Consider the following 7076-nt stretch of genomic DNA (forward strand, 5'->3'; position numbering starts at 1 on the left):
TCGTGGGCCGGGCCAGGGGCCCTGGGGCCGGCCCGGGCCGTCGTCAGTCGTCGGGGATGCCGGTTCCGCTCAGCGCGGGGACGGTCTTCTCCGGGTGGGCCAGGGATCGGGCCCCGAGGCGGAACTGTTCGAGCTTGTCGGTGATCGTCTGCCCGACGGGCCTGTGCCCCCAGATGCTGATGCCCTGGTGGGTACTGGGCTCCCAGGTCGTCTCGTCGACGACGAGGGGGTTCCAGCCGACCTCCCACTCGAAGCCCGAGGGGGTGCGGGCGTAGTAGGAGAGTTCCTTGTCGTTGGTGTGCTGCCCGACGGACAGGGCCATGTCGAAGCCGAGTTCGTGGACGCGTTCGTAGCTGCGGGCCAGGTCGTCGAGGGAGGCCGCCTGGATGTTGAGGTGCTGGACGCGGGTGCGGACCGGGTCGACTGGCAGCCCGCGGACTGCGGCGATCGCGATGGAGTGGTGCCGTTCGTTGACCCGCAGGAAGCGGATCTTCAGCTTGACGCCGCTGATGGTCTCGTCGATGCAGTCGGTGAGGCGGGCGTCGAACACGGTGCTGAAGTAGCCCCGCATCAGGGTGGGCCTGGCCGAGGTGAGGGCGACATGGCCCATCCCGGAGTCGCCGGTGACCCAGCCGGACGCGAGCATCTTCAGGGGGTGCGTCTTCAGGGGTTCCGAAGAGGTGACCGGGGTGGTGCAGATCTCCTGGGCGATGCCCTTGGGGCCGGGGAAGCGGAGCAGGCGTTCGACGCCGCGCAGCTTCGCCTCCTCGGCGGTGCCCTGGACGGCCGGGACGCCGTGAAGGCGCACCCGGGCCTCGATCTGCTCGAAGGTGGTGTGGTCGTCCAGGTGCCAGCCGATGGCGACGACGTCCTCGGCGGGGCCGCGTCGCAGCAGGAAGCGGCACTCGTGGTCGTCGAGGCGGAACCGCATCAGGCCGGTGCCGAGGTCGTCGTGGTGCATGCCGACGGCGTCGGTGCCGAAGCGGCGCCAGTCCGCGAACCGGTTCGTCTCGATGACCAGGTAACCGAGGCGGACGGAACCGAAGACGTCGGGATGTGCGGTCATCGCCGGCCTGCCAGGAAGTCCGCGCACAGGCTGTTGAAGAGTCCGGCACGCTCCCACTGCACCCAGTGCCCGGTGTTGGCGACCAGGTACAGGTCGCAGTTGGGCAGCCGGTCGGCCAGCATCCGGCCGCCGGAGGGCCGGTTGACCTTGTCCGCGGCACCCCACAGCACCAGGGTCGGCACCGGCAGCCGCGCCAGGCGCCGGTCGCGGGTGAAGTCCGTCCTCCACAGGGTGCGCAGGGCGTTCGGGCCGGACGGGCGCGTCAGCGGCGGGTTCGCGACGACCTCGGGATCGATGCTGTCCCGGTAGCGGGAGTCGATGACCGACGCGGGCACCTCCGCCGCGTTGAAGACGAGGTGGGTGCGGATGAACTTCTCCAGCTTCAGCCGCGAAGGGCCGTCCCCCGTGTAGTAGTCGAGGAGGCTGTTGAGGCCGGGGGTGGGCAGGGCGCGGGTGGTGCCGATGCCGCCGGGGCCCATCAGGACCATCCGGTCGACCCGGTCGGGGGTGTCGAGGGCGAGCCGCAGCGCGCAGGCCCCGCCGTAGGAGTTGCCGACCAGGTGGGCCCGGTCCAGGCCGAGTCGGTCCAGCAGGCCCCGGATGCTGTCGGCCAGGTAGCCGAACGGGTCGCTCCGGTCGACGCCCTTGGTGCTGCGGCCGTAGCCGGGCAGGTCGGGCACGATGACCCGGAACTCCTTGGCCAACTCGGCTATGTTGCGGCTGTAGTTGGAGACGCCCGAGGCGCCCGGACCGCCGCCGTGCAGCAGCAGGACCGGGGGGCCGTCACCGGCCTCCGCGACGAAGATCTTCTTGCCCGCGACGTCGAGCAGGGACTCGCGCAGGGACTCGCGCAGGGAGTGGTGCGGGGACTCGTGCCGGGACTCGTGCGGGGGCTCGTGCATCGACGGCGGCTGAATCTGCGGGGTCATGGGTCGGGTGTCCTCACTGGGCGGAGACGGCGGCCGGTCGCGATGTGGGCGCGAACCCGGCAGGTGGTAGGGGGAGTTGGGCGCCGACGCGCGCGGCGGCGTAGACGTAGGCGTCGGGGCGCAGGGCGAGCGTGGTCACGTCGCGCTCCGCCAGCCAGGGCAGCAGCACGCCGTCGCTGTCCACGACCGCGTTCTCCGCCGGGCGTGAGCCCGCCGGCAGCACCGCCAGCGAAGGAACACCGGCCCGCTCCCAAGCCGGCTGCGGGCGGGGCAGGCCGAGGTGCAGCAGCAGCCAGCGGCCGCCGAGCACGTCGTCCAGCCGGACCCGCTCCCCGTCGGGGCCGGTGACCCAGGGCTGCGGGATCTGGCGCCCGGAGGCCTTGGTGCGCGGGCGGGCCTGGAAGCCCTTGGCATAGGACGCGACCGGTATCCAGTTGGCGTCGACCAGCCGGGAGGTGAGGCCCGGCACCGGGCGGATCGCACGCAGCGCGGTGTTCCGGACGCGGGCCACCGGGAGTCTGCGTTCGGTGATGAGGCGGCCGACGAGCACCGCCCGCCGGGTGACCTCCTTCACGTGCGGCTTGCGTTCGGCCTCGTAGGAGTCCAGGACCGACTCGGGGAGTTCGCCCCGCAGCACGGCGGTGAGCTTCCAGCAGAGGTTGGCCGCGTCGCGTACCCCGGCCGCCATGCCCTGGCCGATCCACGGCGGCATCGCGTGCGCCGCGTCCCCGGCGAGGAAGACCCGGCCGACCCGGAAGCGGTTGGCGAAGCGGACGTGGTGGCTGTAGACGGTGGCGCGCAGGATCTTGATCTGGTCAGGGCCGATGCCATAGCGGGACACCATCGCGAAGATGGCCTCGTCGGTGGTCAGGTGCTTCTCGTCGTCGCCGGGCAGGATCGGGAACTCCCAGCGGTGGTGCCCCAGCGGTGTCGGGCAGTCCACGGCAGGGCGGGCCGGGTCGCAGCGGAACCGCAGCCGGTCGTGGTCCGGCCAGGGCTTCAGCATCTCGGTGTCGATGACGACCCAGCGGTCCTCGTACGTCCGCCCCTCGTAGCCCACGTTGAGCTGGGCACGGGTGGGGCTGGAACCGCCATCGGCCGCGATCACGTACCGCGCGCGCAGCCGTCGTACCGAGTCGTCGGCGCCGACGACCGTCAGCTCGACGCCGACGCCGTCGCCGTCGCCGTCGCCGTCCGCATCCTGACGCAGCCGCAGGCACTCGTGGCGCAGCAGCACTTCCACGTTCGGGTAGCGGTCGACGCCGTCGCGCAGGACCTGCTCCAACGCCGGCTGGTAGATGAACATCTGCGGCGGATGGCCGTGGCCGCGCGGGGCGGGGCAGGCGCTGAGGAAGGTACGGCCCTGTGCGTCGACGAAGTCGAGCGGCCGCTCGCTGAGCATGTCCGGCTTCAGCCGCTCGGCCAGGCCGATGCGCTGCCAGATCCGGATGACCTCCTCGTCCGTGGAGATCGCCCGCGCACGGGAGTAGATCTCCGCGTCCCGCTCCAGCACGACGACCCTGAGGCCCATGCCGCCCAGCAGGTTCGCCGCGGTCACCCCCGTGGGCCCGTAGCCGATCACCGCCACGTCATAGGCGCGGTCGTCGACTCCACCCCTGGCACTGACTTCGCCCACCGGGCCACCTCACTGTCGTCCCTGTCCGCCTGCGGCTCTTACGGCTCGTACGGCTCTTACGGCTCTTACCGTTATTGCTGTAGCGCTTACTCTAATTGGAGCGGATGCTACGGTAAGGCGGGTGCCAACAGGGGTCAAGCGCTCGGGACGGAAAACAAGGGAGCCCATCCGATGACCAGGCAGCCGACGCAGCGCAAGAAGCGCGCGAACGGCCTGGAGTCACGGCAGCGCATCCTCGACGCCGCCGTGGAGATCGCCGGCGAGCGCGGTTACGACGGCACCTCCATCGTGGCTGTCAGCGCCAAGTGCGGGCTGCCCGCCAGCTCGATCTACTGGCACTTCGAGGACAAGGACGACCTGATCGACGCGGTCATCGAGCGCAGCTTCGAGACCTGGCCGGCCACCATGGAGCTGCCCGGGGAGGAGACGGGCACACCGCTGGAGCGCGTCACGCGGATGGCGGCGAACGTGGCCGGGTCACTGGTGGACACGCCGGACTTCCTGCGCCCGGGCCTGATGCTCGCCCTGGAGCGACGCCCCACCGAGCCTCGCGGCCGCACGGTGTTCCTCCAGGTCCGGGACATCGCCCGGCGGCGGCTCGCCGAAGTGATCACCGCCCTGGTCCCGGACCTGGCCGAGGACGCCGTGGGCACCCTGGCGACCTATGCGGTCGCCGGAGGCGACGGTCTGTTCATACACCGGGAGATCACCGGCGCCGGCTTCGACCTGGTGGCGATGTTCGAACTGCACGCACGGTTCGTCCACGACGCGGCCACGCGCCTGGCGGCACGGGCCGCGGCGTGACCCGGCGGCCGGCCGACCGCATCCGGTTGCCCGGTTCCCCCCGAAGACGGAAAAGGGACGGCGCCGGGCGTCCCTCCCGGCACCGTCCGGGACCGTGCGCCGCTCAGGCACGGTCCGTCTCGGGGCATGGGAAGCCGGAGCGCTGAAGCGGAGCCCGGCTTCCTGTACGCGGTCGCGGTCAGAGTCTTGGTCGCGGTCGCGGTCGGAGTTTTGGTCGCAGTCGAAGTCGCGGTCGCGGTCGCCGCTCAGGCGATGCCCGCCTGCTCCTTCTCCTCTTCCTTCCCCTCTTCCTTCTGCGGCTCCTCGGCTGCCTCCTCGGACCTGGTCTCGCCGCGGAGTCCGGGCAGCACCGCGAGGACGATCATCGTCCCGGCGGCCATGATGATCCCGCCGACCAGGCTGGTCTGGGCGACACCGTGGGCGAAGGACTCGTGCACGGCGTCGAGCAGCGCCTGGGCCTGCTGCGGCCCTCCGGCGGTCGGGTTCTTCGCGACCTGCTCGGCGACGGCGATACCGCCGCCCACCGAGTCCTTGGCGGTGCCCAGCGCGGCGGCCGGAAGGTGGCCGCCGACCAGGCCGGTCAGCTTGTCACGGTAGGCGGTGCCGAGCAGCGAGCCGAGGATCGCGATGCCCAGGGAGCCGCCGAGTTCCAGGGCGGTGTCGTTGGCGCCGCCGCCGACGCCCAGCTCCGACTCGGGGAAGGAGCTCATGATGGTGTCGGTCGCCGGGGAGACGCTGAGGCCGATCGCGAAGCCGAGCATCATCATCGTCGGCAGGAAGTCGGTGTACGCCGAGCCCTTGTCGATCCGGGTGAGCAGGAAGACGGCCGCGGTACCGATCGCCATGCCGGTCACCACCATCGGCTTCATGCCCAGCTTCGGGGTCAGCCGCCCGGTGATCGCGGCGCCGACGAAGACGGCCCCGGCCAGCGGCAGCAGCCGTACGCCGGTCTCCAGCGCGCTGTAGTCGAGGACGAACTGCAGGAACTGGGTGGCGTAGTAGATCGCGCCGAACGTGCCGAAGAAGAAGAACAGCACCGCGAGCATCGACCCGGAGAACGGGCGGTGGGCGAACTTCCGGACGTTCAGCATGGGGTGCGGGTGCCGCAGCTCCCAGGCCACGAACGCCACCAGGCCCACGCCGGCGACGACGGCCGCGGTGACCGGGCCCCGGCCCCAGCCGAAGTGCGGGCCCTCGATGGTCGCGTAGACCAGGCTGCCCACGGAGACGATCGACAGCAGTCCGCCGACGTAGTCGATCCGGCCCGGCTTCTCCGCCTTCGACGGCGGCACGAGCATGAGCGCGCCGAGGACGGCGACGACGGCGATCGGGACGTTGATGAGGAACGTCGAACCCCAGGCGTGGTCCTCAAGGAGCCAGCCGGCGACCAGCGGGCCGACCGCGATGGCCAGGCCGGACGTGGCGGTCCACGCGGTGATGGCCCTGGCGCGCTCGTTCCTCGGAAAGATCGCGACGAGGAGTGACAGCGTGGCCGGCATCACCACGGCGGCGCCCACGCCCATGATCGCGCGGGCGGTGATGACCAGGTCGGTGTGGTGGACCTGGCTGCCCATGACCGAGCCGCCGGCGAAGACCAGCAGGCCCAGGACCAGGGCGCCACGGCGGCTGTACTTGTCGCCGATCGAACCGAGCACGAGCATCAGCGCGGCGTAGGGGACGGTGTAGCCGTCGATCACCCACTGCAGGTCACTGCTGGACAGGCCCAGGGCCGTGGTCATGTCCGGCGCCGCCACGATCAGCGACGTGTTCGCCATGACGACGATCAGCAGGCTCAGGCACAGCACGATCAGGGCCCACCAACGCCGCGGGTACGGCTCGCTCATCTTCTCGACGGGGGTGTTGGCAAGAAACGGCACGGGAGTCTCCCAGGGGGACGTGGGGGTTCGAGGGGCCACTTAATTGCCCATCGATGTGCACACTAGTTTATTACTCACCGGTGTGCAACTATCGGGTGCCCGCCCCCAGCTCCGAGGTGCCGACGTGACCAGCCGACCCGCCCGACTCCCGCCCCGCGGCCAGGATCCGCACATCACCGGCACCCGCACTCACGTTCACGCCCCCGCTCACGCCCCCGCCGACACCCGTGCTCGCACCCGCGCTCGCATCCTGGAAGCGGCCCGGCGCGAACTCGGCCGCAGTCCCGACTGCACCCTCGCCGACATCGCCGAGGCCGCCGGGGTCGCACGGCGGACCGTCTACGTCCACTTCGCGGGCCGGGCCGCACTCGTCAGGGGGCTCGCCGCGGAGGCCGCCGAGGCGGTCCGGCTGGCGAGCGAGGCCGCCGGCGTCCCGGACCCGGACGCGGCGGCCGCCCTTGCCCGCTTCGTCCTCACGTTGTGGCCGGCGGCCGACCGCTACCGCGTGCTGGTGAACCTCGCCCGCCAGGACCTGGGCGCCCACCGCGTGGACGAGGTGCTCGCACCGGCCCGCACCGCGGTCGCCGGGATCCTCGCCCAGGGCCAGCAGCAGGGCCTCTTCCACACCACCCTCCCGCCCGGCCCGCTCACCCGGGCCCTGGAGGCCTACCTGCTGTCCCTCCTGGACACCGTCAACTCGGGCGCCTGGGCGGACGACGGCACCACCGCGGCGACCGCCGCCCCCGCCGCCGGGTCCAGCAGTT

The 7076-nt window shown here is 71.6% G+C and carries 6 protein-coding genes; 2 read left to right on the top strand and 4 right to left on the bottom strand.

What is annotated here, in order from left to right; genetic code table 11:
* Window positions 1-43 precede the first annotated feature (43 nt).
* Genes KVT45_RS24890 through KVT45_RS24900 form a run of 3 tightly spaced genes read right to left on the bottom strand, consistent with a single transcriptional unit; the run spans window position 44 to window position 3631 of the window.
* Window positions 44-1066, bottom strand: coding sequence for a VOC family protein (locus tag KVT45_RS24890; RefSeq protein ID WP_217550984.1), 1023 nt, complete (start codon window positions 1064-1066; stop codon window positions 44-46).
* Window positions 1063-1968, bottom strand: a complete 906-nt coding sequence (locus tag KVT45_RS24895) for an alpha/beta fold hydrolase (protein ID WP_217551036.1) — start codon at window positions 1966-1968, stop codon at window positions 1063-1065. Before KVT45_RS24895 ends, KVT45_RS24890 begins: the two co-directional genes overlap by 4 nt.
* Window positions 1969-2008: 40 nt before the next feature.
* Window positions 2009-3631: a bifunctional 3-(3-hydroxy-phenyl)propionate/3-hydroxycinnamic acid hydroxylase gene (locus KVT45_RS24900; protein ID WP_308310854.1), complete on the bottom strand. Its 1623-nt coding sequence runs from the start codon at window positions 3629-3631 to the stop codon at window positions 2009-2011.
* A 171-nt stretch (window positions 3632-3802) separates the two neighbouring features.
* On the opposite strand from KVT45_RS24900, the gene KVT45_RS24905 reads away from it, so the two are divergent.
* Window positions 3803-4435 carry a TetR/AcrR family transcriptional regulator gene (locus KVT45_RS24905; RefSeq protein ID WP_217550986.1) on the top strand — a complete coding sequence of 211 codons (633 nt, stop codon included), beginning with the start codon at window positions 3803-3805 and terminating at the stop codon, window positions 4433-4435.
* Between the two features lie 245 nt (window positions 4436-4680).
* Here KVT45_RS24905 and KVT45_RS24910 read toward each other — a convergent pair whose 3' ends face one another.
* Window positions 4681-6312 carry an MFS transporter gene (locus KVT45_RS24910; RefSeq protein ID WP_217550988.1) on the bottom strand — a complete coding sequence of 544 codons (1632 nt, stop codon included), beginning with the start codon at window positions 6310-6312 and terminating at the stop codon, window positions 4681-4683.
* Between the two features lie 124 nt (window positions 6313-6436).
* Here KVT45_RS24910 and KVT45_RS24915 point away from each other — a divergent pair.
* Window positions 6437-7076, top strand: a 640-nt coding sequence (locus KVT45_RS24915; protein ID WP_308310855.1) for a TetR/AcrR family transcriptional regulator, incomplete at its 3' end; no start/stop codon positions are given.

The sequence above is a fragment of the Streptomyces sp. GbtcB6 genome, assembly GCF_019091475.1.
Lineage (GTDB): Bacteria > Actinomycetota > Actinomycetes > Streptomycetales > Streptomycetaceae > Streptomyces > Streptomyces hyaluromycini.